The sequence below is a fragment of the Streptomyces sp. NPDC002619 genome (assembly GCF_042889305.1).
In the GTDB taxonomy this organism is placed as follows: Bacteria; Actinomycetota; Actinomycetes; order Streptomycetales; family Streptomycetaceae; genus Streptomyces.
This window is the reverse complement of sequence record NZ_JBIAQV010000019.1, coordinates 20,617-39,016: the sequence shown is the minus strand read 5'-3', so window position 1 is coordinate 39,016 and position 18,400 is coordinate 20,617. Positions and strand designations below refer to the sequence as shown.

The 18,400-nt window shown below is 72.2% G+C and carries 16 protein-coding genes; 9 read left to right on the top strand and 7 right to left on the bottom strand.

Translation table 11 applies throughout. The features are described 5' to 3' along the window. The first annotated feature begins 128 nt into the window (after positions 1-128). The 5 genes from ACFYXB_RS26635 to ACFYXB_RS26615 all read left to right on the top strand — a co-directional run bounded on the left by ACFYXB_RS26635 (position 129) and on the right by ACFYXB_RS26615 (position 4,719). On the top strand, positions 129-797 hold the full coding sequence (locus ACFYXB_RS26635; protein ID WP_389586598.1) for an amino acid ABC transporter permease: 669 nt from the start codon (positions 129-131) through the stop codon (positions 795-797). Beyond that, entirely contained in the window at positions 794-1,702 is a 909-nt protein-coding gene (locus ACFYXB_RS26630; protein ID WP_389586596.1) for an amino acid ABC transporter permease, read from the top strand. The genes ACFYXB_RS26635 and ACFYXB_RS26630 overlap by 4 nt, the downstream gene beginning before the upstream one ends. A 175-nt stretch (positions 1,703-1,877) precedes the next feature. Continuing rightward, positions 1,878-3,491 (top strand): FAD-dependent monooxygenase, encoded by a 1,614-nt coding sequence (locus ACFYXB_RS26625; protein ID WP_389586594.1) that lies wholly within the window; start codon positions 1,878-1,880, stop codon positions 3,489-3,491. 302 nt (positions 3,492-3,793) lie between these two features. Further along, the gene (locus ACFYXB_RS26620) at positions 3,794-4,321 is read left to right on the top strand and encodes a cysteine dioxygenase (protein ID WP_389586747.1); all 528 of its coding nucleotides are present in this window, start codon (positions 3,794-3,796) and stop codon (positions 4,319-4,321) included. Beyond that, positions 4,318-4,719 (top strand): rhodanese-like domain-containing protein, encoded by a 402-nt coding sequence (locus ACFYXB_RS26615; RefSeq protein ID WP_389586592.1) that lies wholly within the window; start codon positions 4,318-4,320, stop codon positions 4,717-4,719. The genes ACFYXB_RS26620 and ACFYXB_RS26615 overlap by 4 nt, the downstream gene beginning before the upstream one ends. Before the next feature lie 77 nt (positions 4,720-4,796). On the opposite strand, the gene recX is transcribed toward ACFYXB_RS26615, so the two are convergent. Together recX and recA are read right to left on the bottom strand one after the other, a co-directional pair. After that, a complete protein-coding gene (recX, locus tag ACFYXB_RS26610) occupies positions 4,797-5,732 on the bottom strand; it encodes a recombination regulator RecX (RefSeq protein ID WP_389586590.1) in 936 nt (311 codons plus the stop codon). Between the two features lie 3 nt (positions 5,733-5,735). Continuing rightward, positions 5,736-6,866 carry a recombinase RecA gene (gene recA / locus ACFYXB_RS26605; protein WP_389586588.1) on the bottom strand — a complete coding sequence of 377 codons (1,131 nt, stop codon included), beginning with the start codon at positions 6,864-6,866 and terminating at the stop codon, positions 5,736-5,738. Between the two features lie 356 nt (positions 6,867-7,222). Here recA and ACFYXB_RS26600 point away from each other — a divergent pair, with 356 nt between their 5' ends. Next, complete coding sequence (locus tag ACFYXB_RS26600; RefSeq protein WP_389586586.1) at positions 7,223-7,696, top strand: carboxymuconolactone decarboxylase family protein; 474 nt, start codon at positions 7,223-7,225, stop codon at positions 7,694-7,696. Between the two features lie 355 nt (positions 7,697-8,051). Further along, positions 8,052-8,795 carry a hypothetical protein gene (locus ACFYXB_RS26595; protein WP_389586584.1) on the top strand — a complete coding sequence of 248 codons (744 nt, stop codon included), beginning with the start codon at positions 8,052-8,054 and terminating at the stop codon, positions 8,793-8,795. Between the two features lie 6 nt (positions 8,796-8,801). On the opposite strand, the gene ACFYXB_RS26590 is transcribed toward ACFYXB_RS26595, so the two are convergent. Continuing rightward, positions 8,802-10,073: an AI-2E family transporter gene (locus ACFYXB_RS26590; RefSeq protein ID WP_389586582.1), complete on the bottom strand. Its 1,272-nt coding sequence runs from the start codon at positions 10,071-10,073 to the stop codon at positions 8,802-8,804. A 60-nt stretch (positions 10,074-10,133) separates the two neighbouring features. Further along, positions 10,134-10,328, bottom strand: coding sequence for a DUF3046 domain-containing protein (locus ACFYXB_RS26585; protein WP_389586580.1), 195 nt, complete (start codon positions 10,326-10,328; stop codon positions 10,134-10,136). Positions 10,329-10,408: 80 nt separating this feature from the next. Between ACFYXB_RS26585 and ACFYXB_RS26580 the strand changes: the two genes are divergently transcribed. Next, on the top strand, positions 10,409-11,353 hold the full coding sequence (locus ACFYXB_RS26580; RefSeq protein ID WP_389586578.1) for a hypothetical protein: 945 nt from the start codon (positions 10,409-10,411) through the stop codon (positions 11,351-11,353). Positions 11,354-11,397: 44 nt separating this feature from the next. On the opposite strand, the gene ACFYXB_RS26575 is transcribed toward ACFYXB_RS26580, so the two are convergent. The 3 genes from ACFYXB_RS26575 to ACFYXB_RS26565 are packed head-to-tail and all read right to left on the bottom strand — an operon-like array spanning position 11,398 to position 13,339. Next, the gene (locus tag ACFYXB_RS26575) at positions 11,398-11,706 is read right to left on the bottom strand and encodes an AzlD domain-containing protein (RefSeq protein ID WP_351359599.1); all 309 of its coding nucleotides are present in this window, start codon (positions 11,704-11,706) and stop codon (positions 11,398-11,400) included. Next, entirely contained in the window at positions 11,703-12,476 is a 774-nt protein-coding gene (locus ACFYXB_RS26570) for an AzlC family ABC transporter permease (protein ID WP_389586576.1), read from the bottom strand. Before ACFYXB_RS26570 ends, ACFYXB_RS26575 begins: the two co-directional genes overlap by 4 nt. Further along, the gene (locus ACFYXB_RS26565) at positions 12,377-13,339 is read right to left on the bottom strand and encodes an AraC family transcriptional regulator (RefSeq protein ID WP_389586574.1); all 963 of its coding nucleotides are present in this window, start codon (positions 13,337-13,339) and stop codon (positions 12,377-12,379) included. The genes ACFYXB_RS26570 and ACFYXB_RS26565 overlap by 100 nt, the downstream gene beginning before the upstream one ends. Positions 13,340-13,460: 121 nt before the next feature. Here ACFYXB_RS26565 and ACFYXB_RS26560 point away from each other — a divergent pair, with 121 nt between their 5' ends. Then, positions 13,461-18,368, top strand: a complete 4,908-nt coding sequence (locus ACFYXB_RS26560; RefSeq protein WP_389586572.1) for an ATP-dependent helicase — start codon at positions 13,461-13,463, stop codon at positions 18,366-18,368. Positions 18,369-18,400: the final 32 nt, after the last annotated feature.

Here is an 18,400-nt window from a genome sequence, read left to right as displayed (position 1 = left end):
CAGCCGCGCCGACGCAGGAATCCGGCAGGTAACGCACGGTTCCACGGGCACGCCGCCGCCGACCGCTTCCCGGGCGGCGGCGCGCCCTGCCCTCCACGTACGCCACACACCCGGAAGCGCGGGAGATCGTGTTCGACTTTCTAGAAGGCTACGACGTCCTCGGGGCGTTCTGGATGACGGTGAAACTCACCGCCCTCTCCGCCGTCGGCTCCCTGGTCTGGGGCACCGTGCTGGCCGCGATGCGGGTCAGTCCGGTCCCGCTCATGCGCGGGTTCGGCACCGCCTACGTCAACATCGTCCGGAACATCCCGCTGACGGTCATCATCATCTTCACGTCGCTCGGCCTCGCCGACATCTTCGGCGTGACCATGGGTGCCTCCGACGACTTCAAGCTCCAGGGCTTCCGCCTCGCGTTGCTCGGTCTCGTGGCGTACACCGCCGCCTTCGTGTGCGAGGCGATCCGCTCCGGCATCAACACGGTGCCGCTCGGCCAGGCCGAGGCGGCCCGCGCGATCGGGCTGAGCTTCACCCAGACCCTGCGGCTGATCGTGCTCCCGCAGGCCTTCCGCGCGGTCATCGGCCCCCTGGCCAACGTCCTGATCGCCCTCACCAAGAACACCACCGTGGCGGCCGCCATCGGCGTGGCCGAGGCCGCCTCCCTGATGAAGACGATGATCGAGAACGAGGCCCAGACGCTGGCCATCGGCGCGGTGTTCGCCTTCGGCTTCGTGGTACTGACCCTGCCGACCGGTCTCATCCTCGGCTGGCTGGGCAAGCGACTGGCGGTGAAGCGATGAGCTCCGTTCTCTACGACACTCCAGGACCCCGCGCCAGGCGGCGCAACGTGGTCCTCTCCGTCGTCTTCCTCGCGCTGCTCGCCCTGGTCGTGTGGTGGCTGTGGCAGAAGATGGACGACAAGGGCCAGACGAAGTGGGACCTCTGGGAGCCGTTCACCACGGCCCAGGCCTGGACGACGTATCTGCTGCCCGGACTCGGCAACACCCTCAAGGCCGCCGCGCTCGCGATGGTCATCGCCCTCCCCCTGGGCGCGCTCTTCGGCATCGCACGCCTGTCCGACCACCGCTGGGTACGCGTTCCCGCGGGCGCGGTGGTCGAGTTCTTCCGGGCGATCCCGGTGCTGCTGTTGATGCTGTTCGCCAACGAGTTCTACGTCCGCTCCACGGACATCGGCAGCGACGAGCGCCCGCTCTACGCGGTCGTGACCGGTCTGGTGCTCTACAACGCGTCGGTCCTCGCCGAGGTCGTCCGCGCCGGCATCCTGGCCCTGCCCAAGGGGCAGACGGAGGCCGCGTACGCGATCGGCCTGCGCAAGGGCCAGACGATGACCAGCATCCTGCTGCCGCAGGCCGTGACGGTCATGCTGCCGGCCATCGTCAGCCAGCTCGTCGTCATCGTGAAGGACACCGCGCTGGGCGGTGTCCTTCTCCAGTACTCGGAACTGCTGAACGCGCGCAGCACGCTCGCGGCCAACTACGCCAACGTCATCCCCAGCTTCATCATGGTCGCGATCATCTTCATCGTGGTCAACTTCACGCTGACCAGCTTCGCGAGCTGGCTGGAGGGCAGGCTGCGGCGCAGCAAGCGCGGCACGGGCGCGGTCCTGACCGGCGAGGACGTCGAGGAGCTCAACGCGGCCGAGGTCGGGGGCACTTTCGGCGCCGGGGCCGGCGGCACGATCTGACGATCGTTCAAGTGGCGTGACCCGTACGGAGGCAGTGGCCTGATCACCACTGCCTCCGTCACTTGACGCAAACACCGGCAATGGGTTGCATACGTTCTGTGATCGTGCACCCCGCTCCACTTTCGTGTTCACATGCGTCCGCAAGGACACCTCTGCGGGCAGGGGGCGCCACGCCGTGGACCCGGTGATCATCGTCGGCGCGGGGCCCGTCGGGCTCACGCTCGCCCTGGCGCTGGCCCGTCAGGAGGTGCCGTCCGTGGTCCTCGACGAGGGCCCCGGCAAGGACGAACCACGCGCCGCGCGCACCGTCGTGCTGCGCGAGGACACCGCCGCGCTGCTGGAACGGCTGAGCGGCGTCCCGCTCGCCGGGGTGGGGCTGCGCTGGGCCGGATGGCGGTCCATGCGGCGCAGGCAGGTGCTGCGCGAGGTCACCTTCGACGAGACCGAGCCCGGCCCGTTGCACATCGCCCAGCATGTGCTGACCACCGCCCTGCGCGCCGCGCTCGACCGGGAGCCGCTGGCCAAGGTCGCCGTGGACAGCCGCCTGGACGCGGTCGAACAGGAGCGTTCGGGCGTCACGGCCCACACCCGCGGCCCCAAGGGCACCTGGTGGCGCGGCAGTTACCTGATCGGCTGCGACGGTCCCCGCTCGACCGTGCGCAAGCTCCTCGACATCCGCTTCCCCGGCCGTACGGCGGTGGAGCGGCACGCCGTGGCCGCGCTGCGCACGGAACTTCCGTGGCCCGACCGGGCGTTGCTCCATCGGATGCCGCCGTGGCGGACGTCCTGGCCCATGGCCGGGGAGGTGACCGCCCGCCCCCTCCCGGACGACGTGTGGCGCCTGGACTGGCTGCTGCCGCAGGGCAAGGACCTGGTCACGCCCGAGCTTCTGGTGGCCCGGGTCCGCGAGACCCTCGCGGGCTGGGCGGGCGGCCCCACACCGCCGTACGAACTCCTCGACACGGGAGTTCACACGGTGCACCACCGGCTGGCCCGCCGCTGGCGCGTCGGCCGTGTTCTCCTCGCCGGGGACGCGGCCCATCTGCTGGGCACGCTCGGGACGCAGGGCCTCGACGATGGGCTCAGGGACGCCGACAACCTCGCCTGGAAGCTGGCCTCGGCCTGGCACCACGGCCCGCACGAGGCGCTGCTCGACAGCTACCAGACGGAGCGGCGCGGGGTCGTCGCCGCCCGGCTGCGCGCCGCCGACCAGGCGCTGCCGGTGCTGCGCGGCGGTGGCGGGCTGCGCGCGTACGTCCCCGGCACCGCCCGGGGCCACGACGCACTGTTCAGCGACGGCCACCTGGGGCGCGGGGCGCTCGGCACTCCCGGGGTGTACACCGGCTCGCCGCTCGCTCCCCGGCACCTCGAGGCGGAGGTCCCGGTCGGCACGACGCCCGGCGCCCAGGTGACGGACGTGCGGGTCACGGCGGAGGACGGTTCCTTCGTACGGCTGCGGGACCGGCTCGGCCGGAACGCGCTGCTGGTCGTCCTGATCGCGCCGGGCACGGGCGTGTGGGACCGCAAACACTGGGTCACCGCGGGCGTCATGCCCCGGCTCGCGGCCGCCGTGACGGCGCTGCCGTACCCCGCGGAGCTGCTCGTCGCCGAGAGCTACCCGGGAGCGCCCGCACACACCGTGCTCCTCGTACGGCCGGACGGTCACCTGGTCACCGCGCTCAGCGGGGTTCGCCCGGCCGACCTGTACGCGGCGGCCGAGGCGACGCTGGGCGGGGCCGCGAAGACGGAGGCCGAGGCGGAGGCCGGAGCGGGCTCCGGCGCGCGTTGAGCGCAGGTGGAGTCACGCTCCGGTCCACATAGTGACGGTCAGTTGACCGGCGTGCATCGGCATGGTCTACTCCGCATCGTGACCGACACCTGTGTGCACCTGTGGCGGAAGGTCCATCTGGACCTCGTCCGCTATGCAGGCTGCGTGTGTCGCCCGTCCTGCTGAATTCGCATCCCCTTTCACCCGCGCGCGCCGCCGACTTTCAGATCCCTGCCGCGCGCTTTCCGCGAACGCTCATCAGGACGGTGTACGTGTCTGTCTCCTCCTCTGTTTCCGCCTCGGCCGACGACACCCCCGCGGCCGTGTCCGCCCCGGCCGCCGGCTCCGCTGCCGTTTCCGCTCCGACGCAGGCGGACCTCCTCGACTTCGTGCGGTGGACGGCCGCCGACGCCGAGCTGGTCGCCTCGCTCCCGCTCGACCCGGAGGGGCGCACCTGGGTGCGGCTCGAAGGCCCCGGCGGCAGCGAGGCCTGGCTGATCGGCTGGCCGCCCGGAACCGGCACCGGCTGGCACGACCACGCCGAATCGGTCGGCGCCTTCCTCACCGCGTCCGGCGAGTTGAAGGAGAACTCGCTCGCCGCCCGGCTGCCCACCGACGGCTGGCAGACCCTGGAACTCACCGACGGCGTGGACCGCGAACGGCGGCTGTCGGCCGGGAAGGGCCGCGCCTTCGGACAGCACCATGTCCACGAGGTCCTCAACGAGTCCACCGACGAGCATGCGATCTCGGTGCACGCCTACTACCCGCCCCTGCCCCGCATCCGCCGCTACAGCCGCACCGGCCAGGTGCTGCGCCTGGAGCAGGTCGAACGCCCGGAGGACTGGCAGTGAGCGCGGCGGGCGAGACTCCCGTCGGCATCGACGAGTTGCTGGAGCGGGTACGCGAGGGCTACCACCGGATCGATCCGCGAGAGGCCTACGACGCGGTTCAGGCAGGGGAGGCCCTGCTGGTAGACATCCGGTACGCGGCCCTGCGCGAGCGTGACGGGCTGATCCCCGGCGCGCTCGTCATAGAGCGCAACGAACTGGAGTGGCGCTTGGATCCCCAGGGCAGCCACCGCACGCCGGAGGCCACCGGCCACGACCTGCGCGTCGTCGTCATCTGCAACGAGGGCTACGCCTCCAGCCTGGCGGCGGCGTCCCTCCACCAACTCGGCCTGCACCGGGCCACGGACCTGGTCGGAGGCTTCCAGGCGTGGAAGGCGGCGGGACTGCCGGTGACGGCGTGATCGGCCGAGGCCAGTCCGGCGACGGCGCCTGACAGGCGGGGTTCCCGAGGGGGCGGTCGGCGGCGCGGACGGTGCGTTCAGTGCTCCTCGCCGTCGAGGAACTCCGTGTCCTCGCCCTCCGCCTCCAGTGCCTGGCGTACGACTCGCAGGGCCATGCCCTCGGAGTAGCCCTTGCGGGCGAGCATGCCGGCGAGGCGTCGTATCCGCTTGTCGCGGTCGAGGCCGCTGGTGGAGCGCAGCTTGCGCTCGACGAGTTCGCGGGCCGTCGACTCCTCCTGCTCGGAGTCGAGTCGGCCGACGGCCTCCTCGATCAGCGACGCGTCGACGCCCTTGGTCCGCAGCTCCTGGGCGAGCGCGCGCCGGGCCAGCCCCCGGCCGTGGTGCCGGGACTCCACCCAGGCGCCGGCGAACGCGCTGTCGTCGATCAGGCCGACCTCCTCGAACCGCGACAGCACATGTTCCGCCACGTCGTCCGGGATCTCCCGCTTGCCCAGCGCGTCCGCAAGCTGCTTCCGCGTGCGCGGGGTCCCGGTGAGCAGACGCAGACAGATCGCCCGCGCCTGCTCAGCCGGGTCCCCTGGGGGCTCCTCCTTCTCGGCCCTCGACGAGGAGAAGGAACCTCCGTCTTCACCGGACGGCTCGCCGAAGCCTCGCCGCCGGCGCCCGCGCATGCCACCGTCCTGGCCGCGCGTGCCCCGACCGCCCCGGCGCGAACCGCCCCGCGGCCCGTCGCCGTGCGGGTCGCTGCCGTACCGGTCATCGCCGTACGGTTCGTCCGGACCGTTGCTGCCGAAGGCGTCCGTGCCCCCGGCTCCGGAGACGTCCGCCCCGCCGCGGGGCCCGTCCCCGTACGACCCGTCGCCGAAATCGCCGTCACCGAACGCGCTGTCGCCGTCCGCCCCGTGGCCCTCCGTGCCGTCGCCCGTCCAGGCAGGGCCGACGCCACCTCTGCCGCGCCGCTCCCGCGGAGCGTCGAGGTGCGCGTACTCGGCCCAGTCGGTTCGTCGTGTCACGGGTCAGCTCTTGGCTGCGGCGGCCTTGGGCTTGGTGGCCTTGGCGGCAGCGGGGGCGGGTACCGTCTTCGCGGCATCGCCCGTGGCCGTGGCCGTGGCCGCCGCGTCCGCGCCCGGCTCGGCCGCGGGCTCCTCCGGCCGCACGCCGACGCCCAGCTTCTCCTTGATCTTCTTCTCGATCTCGTTGGCCAGGTCGGGGTTGTCCTTGAGGAAGTTGCGCGCGTTCTCCTTGCCCTGGCCGAGCTGGTCGCCCTCGTACGTGTACCAGGCGCCGGCCTTGCGGACGAAGCCGTGCTCCACACCCATGTCGATCAGGCCGCCCTCACGGCTGATGCCCTGGCCGTAGAGGATGTCGAACTCGGCCTGCTTGAAGGGCGGCGCGACCTTGTTCTTGACGACCTTGCAGCGGGTGCGGTTGCCGACCGCCTCCGTGCCGTCCTTCAGGGTCTCGATGCGGCGGATGTCGATGCGCACCGACGCGTAGAACTTGAGCGCCCGGCCACCCGTCGTGGTCTCCGGGGAGCCGAACATCACGCCGATCTTCTCGCGGAGCTGGTTGATGAAGATCGCAGTGGTCTTGGACTGGTTGAGCGCGCTGGTGATCTTCCGCAGCGCCTGGCTCATCAGACGGGCCTGCAGACCCACGTGACTGTCGCCCATCTCGCCCTCGATCTCCGCGCGCGGGACGAGCGCGGCGACGGAGTCGATGACGATGAGGTCGAGCGCGCCGGAGCGGACGAGCATGTCCACGATCTCCAGCGCCTGTTCACCGTTGTCCGGCTGGGAGAGGATCAGGTTGTCGATGTCGACGCCCAGCTTGCGCGCGTACTCGGGGTCGAGGGCGTGCTCGGCGTCCACGAAGGCGACCTGGCCGCCGGCCTTCTGCGCGTTCGCCACCGCGTGCAGGGTAAGGGTCGTCTTGCCGGAGGACTCCGGGCCGTACACCTCCACCACTCGGCCACGCGGCAGGCCGCCGACGCCGAGGGCGACGTCGAGCGCGGTCGACCCGGTGGGGATGACCTCGATGGGCTCGTTCGGCCGCTCGCCCAGGCGCATCACCGCGCCCTTGCCGAATTGCCGTTCAATCTGTGCGAGCGCGGCGTCGAGCGCCTTCTCGCGGTCGGTTCCTGCCATGGGTTCCACCCGGTTTGCTTGAGTCGATCGCTTCACGTCAAAGACGCTAACGCCTGCCACTGACAATGCGCCCCGACGCCGGCCCGGCCTGTGGACAACTGGGGTCCTTCTCCACCTAAACCATGTCGAAATACCCGTCGAGAGCCTCGCCTGAGCTTCCATAAGAATGGATGTTCGATTTTCGTGTCAAGCAGACCACGCGGCACTGCGGGATGTCTCCCGTGCCGCGGTGTCTCCCCTGCCGCGATGCGGGAAGGGCGACGCAGGTCACATTCGTCCATGTCACAACTGGCGGGGGCTGTTCAGTCCAAGAGGTGGAACCACCGACAACGACGACAACGACACAGGAGTGCACCGTGGAAGCTCGGTTGAACCTCATGGCCAGCCCGGTCGCGGCCAGGGCCATGAAGCACATCGTCGCGGCGGGCAAGGCGCTCGCGGACTCGACGCTGCCGGCCGCGACGCGCGAACTGGTGATGCTCCGCGCCAGTCAGATCAACGGCTGCGCCGGATGCATCGACATGCACACCAAGGACGCCGCCGCGGCCGGGGAGAGCGCGGTGCGCCTCAATCTGGTCGCGGCCTGGCGCGAGGCCAAGGTCTTCACCGACGCCGAGCGCGCCGCGCTGGAGCTGGCGGAGCAGGGCACCCGCATCGCGGACGCGGCCGGCGGCGTCACGGACGAGGTATGGGCCAACGCCGCCAAGTACTACGACGAGGACCAGCTCGCCGCCCTGGTGACCCAGATCGCCGTCATCAACGCCTTCAACCGCGGAAACGTCATCACCCAGCAGCCCGCCGGCGACTACCAGGTCGGCCAGTTCCACTGACGGGACGGTAGTGGCCGCCGGCGCCACCCGGCGCCGGCGGCCACACCTCGGGGAGGCTCTGCATGACTCCGGGCCGTCCACCGGCGGGAGGGGCGGGAACGTGGGACGGTCCGCCACCGAGACCGGTCGGTCCCGATCCGCGCGGCCGGGCCGGCCAGCGGAACATGACCATGGCCGCCCCGTACTTCCTGATGCTGTGGGGAGCCGGTTTCTTCACGGGGGGCGCCGTGCTGCTCGTCGGCACCTTGTGGGGCTGACCACCGGCCTTGCGCGCGCGACGCTACTTCCCGTGGCGTACGGCGAGTGTCTTCGGCCGGACGATGACCGCGCGGGGCGCTCCCGGAAGCCTGAGCGCATGCCTCGTCCACGCTCCGCCGAGCGCCTCTGTCATGCGACCGGTCTGCTTCTCGTCCTCTCCGGTCTCGCGCACCTCGTGGTGTTCGCGGTCGACGGTGGCCCCTGGGACGGTCCCGTCTCCTGGCGCAAGCCTGTCACGTTCGGGCTCTCCTTCGGGGTGACGCTGATCGCGGTCACCTGGGTCACGTCGTATCTGCGCGTCGGACCACGCCTGCGCACCGTCCTGCTCCTCGTGTTCGCCGCCGACTGTGTCGTGGAGGTCGGCGGCATCACCCTCCAGGCATGGCGCCGGGTGCCCTCGCATCTCAACATGGAGACGCCCTTCGACACGGCTGTGTCGATAACGCTCGCCGTGGGTGGCGGGGTCCTCGTGGTACTGCTCACCGTCTTCGCCGTCGCATCCTTCCGGCACCGGCCGACGGGTCCCGCGGGCATGCCCCTCGCGGTGCGTGCCGGCTTCGCGGTCCTGCTCGTGGCGCTGGCCTCGGGTGCCGCGATGATCGCGCGCGGGGTGGTGCTCACCCGGACCGGCCACCAGGAGGCGGCCTACCACTCGACGGCCCCGCTCAAGCCGCTGCACGGCGTGAGCCTGCACGCCGTCCTCGTCCTCCCGGCCCTGGCGTGGCTCCTGTCCCGCACCCCTTGGAGCGAACGGCTCCGGTGGCGCGTCGTGGCCGCGGCGACCGGCTGCTACGCGGTCGCGGTCGTGATCGCCGGGGTGTGGGCGGTCATCACCTACTGAAAGCCCTCAGGAAGAGCCCTCCTCCAGGGCACCTTCCTCGGGCTCCGCCGCCCCCGGCCGTCGTGCCCACAGTTGCTGCGCGCGCGTGAGCAGACCGGGTTCGGCCGTGCCGCGGCTGCGGTGGCCCTGCACGCGGGGGTCGTCCGTGACGTCGTACCGCTTCACATAGGCGCCCAGGAAGGCCTGCAGCGTGGCGACCGCCGGGATTGCGATCAGCGCGCCGACGGCGCCCAGCAGCGCGGTGCCCGCGATGACCGACCCGAAGGCGACCGCGGGGTGGATGTCGACGGTCCTGGAGGTCAGCTTGGGCTGCAGCATGTAGTTCTCGAACTGCTGGTAGACCACGACGAAGATCAGCACCCACAGCGCGTACCAGGGGTCGACCGTGAACGCGATCAGCATGGGCAGGGCGCCCGCGAGATAGGTGCCGATGGTGGGGATGAACTGTGAGACGAGGCCCACCCACACGCCGAGGACAGGCGCGTAGGGCACGCCCAGGGCCTGCAGCAGGATGTAGTGCGCGATTCCGGAGATGAGCGCCATCAGACCGCGCGAGTAGAGGTAACCACCGGTCTTGTCCACAGCTATCTCCCACGCGCGCAGCACCTCGGCCTGGCGGGCGGGCGGCAGGACGGAGCACAGGGCTCGGCGCAGCCGGGGACCGTCGGCGGCGAAGTAGAACGAGAACAACGTGATCGTCAGCAACTGGAACAGACCGCCGAGCACCTGGGCGGACACGTCGAGCACGCCGGCGGCACTGGTCTGCGCGTACTTGCGCAGCGAGTCGGAGTGCAGCAGGCCCTCCTGGACGTCGACCCGTCTGAGCTCTGTGTTGAATGTCTCGTTGACCCAGTTGATGACCGAGTCGAGATACCCGGGGAACCCCTCGACCATCTTGATGATCTGCCCGGCGAGCATGGAGCCGAGCAAGGTGACGAATCCGGCGGTCAGGATCAGCAATCCGAGGAAGACCAGGAAGGTCGCGAGGCCCCTGCGCATGCCGCGCTCGGCCATCCAGCTCACCGCGGGCTCTATGGCGAGCGCCAGGAAGAACGCGATGAGTACGTTGATCAACAGGCCGGTGAGCTGGTGGAAGGCCCAACTGCCCAGCTGGAACACGGCGATGAGCGCGAGCGCGAGCACCATGGCGCGCGGCAGCCAGCGCGGCATGCGGGCGCCCGGCGCGGCGGCGCCCTCGGCCGGGGGCCGGTCGGGCGGTGTCGTACCGAACGTGGATGCGTGCTGGGCGAGCTGCCTGGTGTCGTCAGTGGGTGCCACGGTGCAAGTCTCGCCCATGCCACTGACAACCCGCTGCCGCCCTGCGATCTTCGTTACCGGTCAGTGCTTCTCCCCCGGCACGTCCATGACGGTGCAGACCACGCGCCACACGTCCTTGGCGTCCCAGCCGGCGTCCAGTGCCTGATGCACCGTGCGTCCGCCGAGCTCCGCCATCACATGATCGCGCGCGAAGGTGTCGGCGTACCCTGAACCGAAATGTTCCGCCATCCGCTGCCAGAAGACCGTCAACCGCATGAACCCAGTATCCCGCTCCTGCGAGTGGGCCCTTCTCGGGACCGCTTGCCACGGGTGCTTTCCGCCCTACGGTCTGACCCATGGCCGAATCAGGAGCTTCCCCGCTCCCCCCTACTCCCCCGGCGCGCACCCCGCTCTTCCGCGCCGAACAGTTCGTCTGGCTCACCGCGCGCGTGCTGGAGCAGCGCCTCTTCGCTCACCACTTCCTGAACGGCGGCGCCGATTCGGTGGAGACGGCGCTGGACGCCTACCGCAACGACGACGGCGGGTACGGGCACGCGCTGGAACCCGATCTGCGCGGCCCGGTCAGCCAGCCGCTGCACACCGGTCACGCGCTGCGCATCCTGGACGCCATCGGGCGGTGCGGCGGCCAGCGGGTGGAGCGCGTGTGCCGCTATCTGACGTCGGTGTCGACGGCGGACGGCGCGCTGCCGGCGGTCCATCCCGGCCAGCGCGGCTATCCGGTGGCGCCGTTCATCCCGGTCGTGGACGACCCGCCCAGCGAACTCCTCGCCACCGGGCCGGTGGTGGGGGTGCTGCACCACAACGAGGTGTGGCACGCCTGGCTGTTCCGGGCCACCGACTTCTGCTGGCAGGTCGTGGAGTCCCTGGAGAAGTCCCACCCCTATGAGGTCGAGGCCGCGGTGGCCTTCCTGGACTCGGCACCCGACCGCCCGCGCGCGGAGGCGGCCGCCGACCGGCTGGGCCGCCTGGTGCGTGAGCAACGGCTCGCGGCGCTGGATCCGGAGCGCCTTGCGGAGTACCCCGTCGCGCCCGGCTACGCCCCGGGCGAGCACCACTTCCCGCACGACTTCGCGAGAACTCCGCGCTCCCTCGCGCGCGCGTGGTTCACGGACGCCGAGATGGAACGCTCCCTGGACTTCCTCGCCGGCGAGCAGTGGGAGGACGGCGGCTGGCCGATCCGATGGCGCCAGTGGGCACCGGGCACTGCCCTGGAGGCCCGTCCCATCGTGACGATCGAGGCGCTGCGCGCCCTCAGGGCGTACGGCCGCTTCGTGGGCTGATCCGGACGCACCGGGTCACCCACGAGGGCCCGGGACCCCAGCCGTCACCCACCCAGCGCCCGCACTCCCGCCGTGACCAGCACGGCCGCCGCGACGACTAGCAGGAACGGGGCGCGCAGCACCAGTGCGACGGCGGCCGCGGCGAGCCCCGCGGCCCTGGCGTCCAGCACGAGCGCGTGCCCGTCGGCGAACGTCTGCTGGGCCGTGAGGGCGGCGAGCAGGGCTACGGGCAGCAGTGCGGCGAGCCGCTTGACCAGCGGCCGCTCCAGGGCGCCCGCGGGCACGAGCAGCCCGGCGAGCTTGACGGCGTAGCAGCCGATAGCGGTCGCGCCAACGGCGATCCAGGTGTTCAACGTGCGTCCTCTGGTGCGTCGTTACGGGGCTGTCCGGTCGGTTCGTCGTTGCGGGTACGTCCCGCGCGGCGCCCCTCCACGAAGAGGGCGACCGGTGCGGCGAGCGCGGCGACGAGGACCGGTACTCCGGCGGGCAGGACGGGGAGCAGGCCGAGTCCCAGCAGCATCGCGAGGCCGGCGACCGCGCGCTCGACAGTGGTCTTCAGCATCGGCGCGAGCAGCGCAAGGAAGACGGCGGGCCCGGCAGCGTCGAGGCCCCACGCGCCCGTGTCACCGATCGCCTTGGCACCGAGGGCGCCAAGCAGCGTGGTGAGGTTCCACAGCAGGTACAGGCTGAGCCCGGTGACGGCGAAGCCGAGGCGGGCTGCGCGCCGGGTCGGCTGGGCCAAGGACACCGCGGTGGTCTCGTCGATCACCCACTGGGCGGCGAACGGCCGCACCGCGCGCGGGAGGGCCAGCAACTGCGAGAGGCGCAGCCCGTAGAACGCGTTGCGCACGCCCAGGAAGAAGGCGCCCGCGGCGGCCGTGAGCGGACTGCCGCCCGCCGCGAGCGCTCCCACCAGGGCGAACTGGGAGGCGCCGGTGAACACCAGGAGGCTGAGCGCGCAGGTCTGCAACAGGCTCAGCCCGCTGCCGGCCGAGGTCACCCCGAACGCGAAACCGGACAGTCCTACGGCGACGCCGACTCCGAGGGCGTCCCGGACGACGGCAGCGTCCGGTTTCCCTCCGTCGCCTGCGCGTATGTCTGCGAGAGCTGTCTGTTCTGCCACGCCTCGGACGGTACGAGCAGTCGCCGCCCGGCGTCTTGTACGTTCTTGCGCTCCCGCTGGTAGGCCCCCGGCGGTACGCCGACGATCCGGGCGAAGTGACGGTTGAGGTGCGGCTGGTCGGTGAACCCGACTGCGACGGCCGCCTCCGCGGGTGTCGTGCCCGCGTCCAGCAGTTGCCGCGCCCGGCGCACGCGCGCGTCGGTCAGCCAGGTGTGGGGCGGCATGCCGTAGACGTCGCGGAACGCCCGCAGCAGCGCGAAGGGGCTGGTGCCCAGGTCGGCTGCCAACCGCTCCAGGGTGGGCGGCTCGGTCATCCGCTCCTCCAGCACGGCACGCGCGCGTGCCGCGAACCGGGCCCCTGCCGTCCGCACCTCGCGCCGGGGCAGCGCCCCGCCGTTCAGCCGCAGCAGCCGGGTCACCGCCACCCGCAACAGGGTGTCGGCGGCGAGCGCGTTGCCCTCGTCGGCAGCGCGGAGCACCTGATGGACCAGGCCGACCGAGTACGGATCGTCGAGGACGGGACTGACGAAGCCTGGAGTGCCCTTGATCCCGGTGGTCTCGGCCGCGATCTCGCCCACCACCTCGGGCGACGGGTAGACCGCCCCGTACCGCCAGCCCTCGGGAATCCCTGCCCGTCCGGTGTGCGGGGTGTCCGGATTGACCAGCGCGAGCGCTCCCGCCCCGGCGTACACGTCGGACCCTCCGTGGTGGAAGACCTCGACGCCGTCGGCGATGGCGGCGATCACGAAATGCTCGTGGGTGTGCCGGACGAACGTCTTGCGGATGTACCGGGCCCGCAGCAGATCCACGCCCGGCAGGTCCGCGTACTGCCAGTGCCGTGCCCGCTCGCCCGAACCCGCCATGCGCCCATTGTCCGCCACACCGGCGACGCCCGGCGCCCCCGTCCACCAGGCGAACACGGCAGGGTCGAGGACGTTTTTGCAGGTCAGGCCGATTGTCAGAGCGTGGGTGCAGGATGGACGCATGGTCAGCTCCGCACACCGAGCCCTCGACGGCTTCTCCCCCGCGACCCGCGGCTGGTTCACGGGGGCGTTTTCCGCGCCCACCGCGGCCCAGGCCGGCGCGTGGCAGGCCATCGGCCAGGGCTCCGACGTGCTGGTCGTGGCCCCGACCGGCTCGGGCAAGACGCTGGCCTCGTTCCTCGCCGCCCTGGACCAACTGGCCTCGACCCCGCCCCCGGCCGACCCGAAGAAGCGCTGCCGGGTCCTGTACGTCTCGCCGCTCAAGGCCCTCGCGGTCGACGTCGAGCGCAACCTGCGCAGCCCGCTGACCGGCATCCGCCAGGAGTCGGTGCGCCTGGGCCTGCCCGAGCCCGAGGTCAGGGTCGGCATCCGCTCCGGTGACACCCCGGCCGCCGAGCGCCGCGCACTGTCCACGCGCCCGCCGGACATCCTGATCACCACCCCGGAGTCCCTGTTCCTGATGCTGACGTCGGCCACGCGCGATGCGCTGACGGGTGTGGAGACGGTGATCCTGGACGAGGTGCACGCGGTCGCGGGCACCAAGCGCGGCGCGCATCTGGCGCTGTCCCTGGAGCGGCTGGACGAGTTGCTGCCGCGGCCGGCCCGCCGTATCGGTCTGTCGGCGACCGTCCGTCCGGTCGACGAGGTGGCCCGCTATCTCTCGCCCCGCCGCAAGGTGGAGATCGTCCAGCCGGAGTCCGGCAAGGAGTTCGACCTCTCCGTGGTCGTCCCGGTCGAGGACCTGGGCGAGCTGGGCGGCTCCCCGGTGGCCGACGGCACGGAGGGCGCGGAACGGCCGTCGATCTGGCCGCATGTCGAGGAGCGGATCACCGACCTGGTGCAGGCCCACCGCTCCACGATCGTGTTCGCCAACTCCCGGCGTCTCGCGGAGCGCCTGTGCAACCGGCTCAACGAGATCGCGTACGAGCGGGCGACCGGTGAGCCCCTGGACGAGCACCACTCCCCGGCCGAGCTGATGGGCGGCTCGGGCGCGGCACAGGGCGCACCCCCGGTCATCGCCCGCGCGCACCACGGCTCCGTCTCCAAAGAACAGCGCGCCCTGGTCGAGGAGGACCTCAAGGCGGGCCGTCTCCCGGCCGTGGTCGCCACCTCCAGCCTCGAGCTGGGCATCGACATGGGCGCCGTCGACCTCGTCGTCCAGGTGGAGTCCCCACCCTCCGTCGCCTCGGGTCTGCAGCGCGTGGGGCGCGCGGGACACCAGGTGGGCGCGGTCTCCACCGGCGTGGTCTTCCCGAAGTACCGCGGCGACCTCGTGCAGGCCGCCGTGGTCACCGAGCGGATGCGCACCGGCTCGATCGAGTCTCTGAAGGTGCCCGCCAACCCGCTGGATGTCCTGGCGCAGCAGCTGGTGGCCATGACGGCGCTGGACACCTGGCAGGTCGACGACCTGCTGGCCGCCGTCCGCCGCTCCGCGCCCTTCGCCTCGCTGCCGGAATCGGCGTTCACGGCGGTCCTCGACATGCTCGCGGGCCGCTATCCCTCCGACGCCTTCGCGGAGCTGCGCCCGCGCGTGGTGTGGGACCGCGTCGCCGGTACGGTCACGGGCCGTCCCGGCGCGCAGCGCCTCGCCGTCACCTCCGGCGGCACGATCCCGGACCGCGGACTCTTCGGGGTCTTCCTCGCCGGCGCCGATCCCAAGAAAGGCGGCGGCCGGGTCGGCGAGCTCGACGAGGAGATGGTCTACGAGTCCCGGGTCGGCGACGTCTTCACGCTCGGCACCAGCTCCTGGCGCATCGAGGACATCACGCGCGACCGCGTCCTGGTCTCCCCCGCCCCCGGGGTACCCGGCCGCCTCCCCTTCTGGAAGGGCGACCAGCTGGGCCGTCCGCTCGAACTGGGCCGCGCGGTGGGCGCGTTCCAACGCGAGGTCGGCTCGCTGCCCAAAGACGACGCCCGCCTGCGTCTGCTGGCCGCCGGGCTCGACGCGTGGGCCGCGGACAACGTGCTGTCGTATCTGGACGAGCAGCGGGAGGCCTGCGGGCACGTCCCGGACGACCGGACGATCGTCGTGGAGCGCTTCCGCGACGAGCTGGGCGACTGGCGCGTGGTCGTCCACTCCCCCTTCGGCGCCCAGGTCCACGCCCCCTGGGCCCTGGCGCTCGGCGCCCGCCTGTCCGAGCGGTACGGCATGGACGCCCAGGTCATGCACGCCGACGACGGCATCGTGCTGCGCCTGCCGGACGCCGACCTCATGGGCCTCGACCTCCTCGACCAGGAGCCCATGAAGGCGGGCACGGAATACGACGCGGACCAGGCGCCGGTCGGCGCGGCGGACGTCGCCTTCGACAAGGGTGAGGTCGACCAGATGGTCACCGACCAGGTCGGCGGCTCGGCCCTGTTCGCCTCCCGGTTCCGTGAGTGCGCGGCCCGCGCGCTGCTGCTGCCGCGCCGCAACCCCGGCCGGCGCACACCGTTGTGGCAGCAACGTCAGCGCGCCGCCCAACTGCTCCAGGTGGCGAGCGAGTTCGGCTCGTTCCCGATCGTCCTGGAGGCGGTCCGTGAATGCCTCCAGGACGTCTTCGACGTCCCTGGGCTCGTCGAGCTGATGGGCGACATCGAGTCCCGCAAGGTGCGCCTGGTCGAGGTCACCACCCCCGAGCCGTCGCCCTTCGCGCGATCCCTGCTGTTCGGATACGTCGCCCAGTTCCTGTACGAGGGGGACTCCCCGCTCGCCGAGCGCCGCGCCGCCGCGCTGTCCCTGGACTCGCGGCTGCTGGCCGAGCTGCTCGGCCAGGCGGAGCTGCGCGAACTGCTCGACGCGGAGGTGCTGACCGAACTGGAGCAGGAGCTCCAGTGGCTCACCGAGGACCGCCGCGCCAAGGACGCCGAAGGCGTCGCCGACCTGCTGCGGCTGCTCGGCCCGCTCACAGACGCTGAACTGGCCGAGCGCGGCGCCGAACCGCACTGGGCGAAGGAGTTGGCCGGAGCCCGCCGCGCCATCCGGGTCCGCGTCGCCGGCGCCGACCACTGGGCCGCGATCGAGGACGCCGGCCGCCTGCGCGACGCGCTCGGTACGGCGCTGCCGGTCGGTGTCCCCGAGGCCTTCACCGAGCCGGTCAAGGACCCGCTCGGCGACCTCCTCGCCCGCTACGCCCGCACCCACGGCCCGTTCACGTCGGCCACCGCGGCGGCCCGGTTCGGCCTGGGCGTGGCGGTGACCGAGGGCGCCCTGCGGCGACTGGCCGCGAACGGCCGTGTCGTACAAGGGGAGTTCCATCCCGCGGGCATCGGCCAGGAGTGGTGCGACGCGGCCGTACTGCGCCGCCTGCGCCGCCGTTCCCTGGCCGCACTGCGACATGAGCTGGAGCCGGTGCCGCCGGCCGCGCTGGCGCAGTTCCTGCCGCAGTGGCAGCACCTCGGCAAGGGGCACGGGCTGCGCGGCGTCGACGGACTGGTGCGCGCCGCCGAGCAGTTGCAGGGCGCGTCCGTGCCCGCGTCCGCGCTGGAGAAGCTGATCCTGCCCTCGCGCGTGGCGAACTACACGCCGTCGATGCTCGACGAGCTCACCTCGGCGGGCGAAATCGTCTGGGCCGGGGCGGGCGCCCTGCCCGGCAAGGACGGCTGGGTCTCCCTCTACCTGGCGGACGCGGCTCCCCTGCTCCTGCCGCCACCCCACCCCCTGGAGCTGACCGCGCTCCACCAGTCCGTCCTGGACGCCCTCTCCGGCGGCTACGGCTTGTTCTTCCGGCAGATCGCCGACCAGGTCCGGGCCACCACCCACCCCGACGCGACCGATCCCCAACTGGCCGACACCGTCTGGGACCTGGCCTGGTCCGGACGGCTCACCAACGACACGCTCGCCCCGATGCGCTCCCTGCTGGGTTCCGGCCGCACCGCGGGCGCCACGGCCCACCGCGCCAAGCGCACCGTTCCGCGCGGCCGCTACGGCTCACTGACGACCGCCGCCCGCCCCGCCTCGCGCAGCGGCCCGCCGACCGTGGCCGGCCGCTGGTCCCTGCTCCCGCTCCGCGAGCCGGACACCACCAAGCGCGCACACGCCCTGGCCCGTACTCTCCTGGACCGGCACGGCGTGGTGACCCGGGGAGCGGTCGCGGCGGAGGGCGTCGAGGGCGGCTTCTCGGCGGTGTACCGGATCCTGTCCGCCTTCGAGGAGAGCGGCCAGGCGCGGCGTGGGTACGTCGTGGAGGGGCTCGGCGCCGCCCAGTTCGCGATGGACGGAGCCGTGGACCGACTGCGCGCGGTGTCCAACGCCCGCGACCGGGGCGAAGCCCTGCCGGGCCCGGACTCCGGCGGCTCCCAAGACTTCGGCAGCGGCGCCCCCGCCGCGTTCGACCTCACCGGCCCCACCGACCTCGACGGCGACTTCGACTGGCCCCCGAACAACCGCACTTCACCGGGCGACTACATCTCCCCGAAGGACTTCGCAACGCCCGGCCACGGAGGCCCCCGAGGCGGCACCGACGGCTTTGGCGGTACCGCCTCCCCGTACGGCACCTCCTACGGAAACCACCGCAGCCGTACCGCCGCCTCCCCCGACACCCGAGCCGTCGTCCTGGCCGCCGCCGACCCCGCCAACGCCTACGGCTCCGCCCTCCCCTGGCCCGAGCCACCCACCGGCGCCGGGCACAAGCCGGGCCGCAAGGCAGGCTCCCTGGTGGTGCTCGTGGACGGTGAGCTGACGCTCTACATGGAGCGCGGCGGCAAGACCCTGCTGGCCTGGCCCTCCGCTCCCGACACCACGGCCACCGACGACCCCCGTCTCCGCCCCGCTGCCGAGGCGCTGGCCGCGGCCGCCCGAGCGGGCACCCTCGGCACGGTCACGGTGGAGCGCGTCAACGGCGCCTCGGCCCTGACCTCCCCGCTCGGCACCCTCCTGGAGACGGCGGGCTTCATAGCGACCCCGCGCGGCCTGCGCCTGAGAGCATGAGACCGCCCGCCCACAGCCCCGGTGCTCCCCCC

Coding starts and splice junctions, on each gene's coding strand:
- ACFYXB_RS26630 (WP_389586596.1), top strand. CDS start 794: ATGAGCTCCGTTCTCTACGACACTCCAGGACCCCGCGCCAGGCGGCGC.
- recA (WP_389586588.1), bottom strand. CDS start 6,866: ATGGCAGGAACCGACCGCGAGAAGGCGCTCGACGCCGCGCTCGCACAG.
- ACFYXB_RS26595 (WP_389586584.1), top strand. CDS start 8,052: ATGCCTCGTCCACGCTCCGCCGAGCGCCTCTGTCATGCGACCGGTCTG.
- ACFYXB_RS26585 (WP_389586580.1), bottom strand. CDS start 10,328: ATGCGGTTGACGGTCTTCTGGCAGCGGATGGCGGAACATTTCGGTTCA.
- ACFYXB_RS26580 (WP_389586578.1), top strand. CDS start 10,409: ATGGCCGAATCAGGAGCTTCCCCGCTCCCCCCTACTCCCCCGGCGCGC.
- ACFYXB_RS26565 (WP_389586574.1), bottom strand. CDS start 13,339: ATGGCGGGTTCGGGCGAGCGGGCACGGCACTGGCAGTACGCGGACCTG.
- ACFYXB_RS26560 (WP_389586572.1), top strand. CDS start 13,461: ATGGTCAGCTCCGCACACCGAGCCCTCGACGGCTTCTCCCCCGCGACC.